The following is a 2,422-nucleotide window of genomic DNA, read 5'->3' as shown; positions in this document are numbered from 1 at the left end:
GGCCTCGTCCAGGCGACCGGCCGCCGCCCGCCGGTGCCCGCCGACCTGGCGGCCGCCGTCAACGACGGCGGCGCGGCGGCGCTGGCGGCGTGAGGCGGCGCGCCGACGCCGGTTCGCCGGCGGGGCGCGGAAGTCGCACCAGGGACCCGGGCCGGCGCCCTCAAGGCCGCAGGGCGCCCCTCGGAGGGTCCGCGCGCACGAAAAACCCCCGCCCCCCCGGGCGCCGCTCGCGCGGACCCGGGGTCGACGGGGGTGTGAGGAGGCCGGAACCGATCAGCAGAAGTACTGGCCGATCTGACGCTCCAGGTCGTCGGTGATGCGCCCACCGCGGGATTCGACGAAATCGCCGATCCGGCGCTCGTCGCGCCGCCGCTGGGCGGCATGCACCGCGTGCACGATGCGGCTGACGAGGGTGAGGATGCCGGGCTCCATATCGGAGCGCTCCTCGGCGGGGGCGGGAACTGAGTGACTGAGGACCGCGAGCATGGATGTCTCCTGTGAGAACGAGTGCGCGCGGGCGTTTCCGTTGTTTTTGTTGCATTGCAATATGGTCGCTCCCGCAGCGCACTCAACCTCCGCTGCCGCACCGGAGCCATGCGCATCCGGCATGGCCCGCGGTGACGTATCCTCAAGCTTTCGGTGCCTTGCGGCGGGTTGACCCCGGCCGCCCGAGGCGCCAATCAGCCCGTCGCCCGCGCGTCATCCAGGGTTGCTAGGCGGGCGGGCTCGGCGCGCCGGCCGACCGCGACCCGCCGGCCGCGCAGGACGCGCCCGCCCGGCACCCGCCCCTCGATCCGGAGTTCAACCGCCCGCCATGACCGACTGGCCCGTCCACGGCCGCATCAGCGGCCCCATCGTGATGATCGGCTTCGGCTCGATCGGCCGGGGCACCCTGCCCCTGATCGAGCGCCACTTCACCTACGACAAGGCCCGGTTCACGGTCGTCGAGCCTTCCGACGCCCACCGGGCCCTCGCGGACAAGCACGGCCTGCGCTTCGAGCAGGTGGCGCTGACGAAGGACAATTACCGCGCGGTGCTGACCCCGCTCCTCACCGAGGGCGGCGGCCAGGGGTTCTGCGTCAACCTCTCGGTCGACACCTCCTCGCGCGACATCATGGAGCTCTGCCGCGAGATCGGGGCGCTCTACATCGACACCGTCGCCGAGCCGTGGCCGGGCTTCTACTTCGACAAGAGCGCGGGCCCCGGCGACCGCACCAACTACGCGCTGCGCGAGCAGGTCCTCGAGGCCCGCCGCCGCAAGCCCGGCGGGACCACCGCGGTCTCGTGCTGCGGCGCCAATCCCGGCATGGTGTCGTGGTTCGTCAAGCAGGCGCTCCTCGACGTGGCGGGGGACCTCGGCGTGACGACCCCCGAGCCGCGCACCCGGGACGAGTGGGCCGCGCTCATGCGCGAGGTCGGCGTCAAGGGCATCCACATCGCCGAGCGCGACACCCAGCGCGCCACGTCGGAGAAGCCCCAGGGCGTGTTCGTGAACACCTGGTCGGTGGAGGGCTTCGTCTCCGAGGGCAACCAGCCGGCCGAGCTCGGCTGGGGCACCCACGAGACCTGGATGCCCCCGAACGGCCGCACCCTCGCGGGCGGCGAGGCCCCGGCGATCTACCTGCTCCAGCCCGGCGCCGACACGCGCGTGCGGTCCTGGACGCCGACCGCCACGGCGCAGCTCGGCTTCCTCGTCACCCACAACGAGTCGATCTCGATCGCCGACTACTTCACGGTGCGGGAGGGCGGCCGGGCGGCGTACCGGCCCACCTGCCACTACGCCTACCATCCCTGCAACGAGGCGGTGCTGTCCCTGCACGAGATGTTCGGGCAGGCCGGGCGCGTGCAGGAGCGGCACCACATCCTGGACGAGACCGAGATCGTCGACGGCGTCGACGAGCTCGGCGTGCTGCTCTACGGCCACGGCCGCAACGCCTACTGGTACGGCTCCCAGCTCTCCATCGAGGAGACCCGCCGCCTCGCCCCCTACCAGAACGCCACCGGCCTCCAGGTGACCTCGGCGGTGCTCGCCGGCATGGTCTGGGCGTTGGAGAACCCGCAGGCCGGCATCGTCGAGGCCGACGAGATGGACTTCCGGCGCTGCCTCGCGGTGCAGACGCCCTATCTCGGCCCGGTAATCGGGGTCTACACCGACTGGACGCCCCTCGCGGGGCGTCCCGGGCTCTTCCCCGAGGACATCGACCCGAGCGATCCCTGGCAGTTCCGCAACGTCCTGGTGCACACCGCCTGAGAGCGCCCGCGCGGAGTGCGCCCGCGCGGAGTGTGCCCGCGGAGTGTGCCCGGGCGGAGGGCGCCCGCGCGGCATCGCGCCTGCCCCCGGGGCGCCGTCGCAGGGCCGTCGCGGACTGTCGCGGTTCCCCGCCCGGTGCTAGCATCGCCGCAGGGACAGGAGCCACGATGT

At 73.0% G+C, this 2,422-nt stretch carries 2 protein-coding genes; one reads left to right on the top strand and one right to left on the bottom strand.

Translation table 11 applies throughout. The features are described 5' to 3' along the window. Nucleotides 1-273: 273 nt before the first annotated feature. Nucleotides 274-486, bottom strand: a complete 213-nt coding sequence (locus DT057_RS34545) for a hypothetical protein (RefSeq protein ID WP_128566505.1) — start codon at nt 484-486, stop codon at nt 274-276. Between the two features lie 328 nt (nt 487-814). Between DT057_RS34545 and DT057_RS34540 the strand changes: the two genes are divergently transcribed. Beyond that, entirely contained in the window at nt 815-2,251 is a 1,437-nt protein-coding gene (locus tag DT057_RS34540; protein ID WP_128566504.1) for a homospermidine synthase, read from the top strand. Nucleotides 2,252-2,422: the final 171 nt, after the last annotated feature.

This window comes from Methylobacterium crusticola (genome assembly GCF_003574465.1).
GTDB classification, from domain to species: Bacteria; Pseudomonadota; Alphaproteobacteria; order Rhizobiales; family Beijerinckiaceae; genus Methylobacterium; species Methylobacterium crusticola.
Note: the sequence above shows the minus strand (reverse complement) of the source record. Positions and strands in the feature narration are given on the sequence as shown.

Coding starts and splice junctions, on each gene's coding strand:
- DT057_RS34540 (WP_128566504.1), top strand. CDS start 815: ATGACCGACTGGCCCGTCCACGGCCGCATCAGCGGCCCCATCGTGATG.
- DT057_RS34545 (WP_128566505.1), bottom strand. CDS start 486: ATGCTCGCGGTCCTCAGTCACTCAGTTCCCGCCCCCGCCGAGGAGCGC.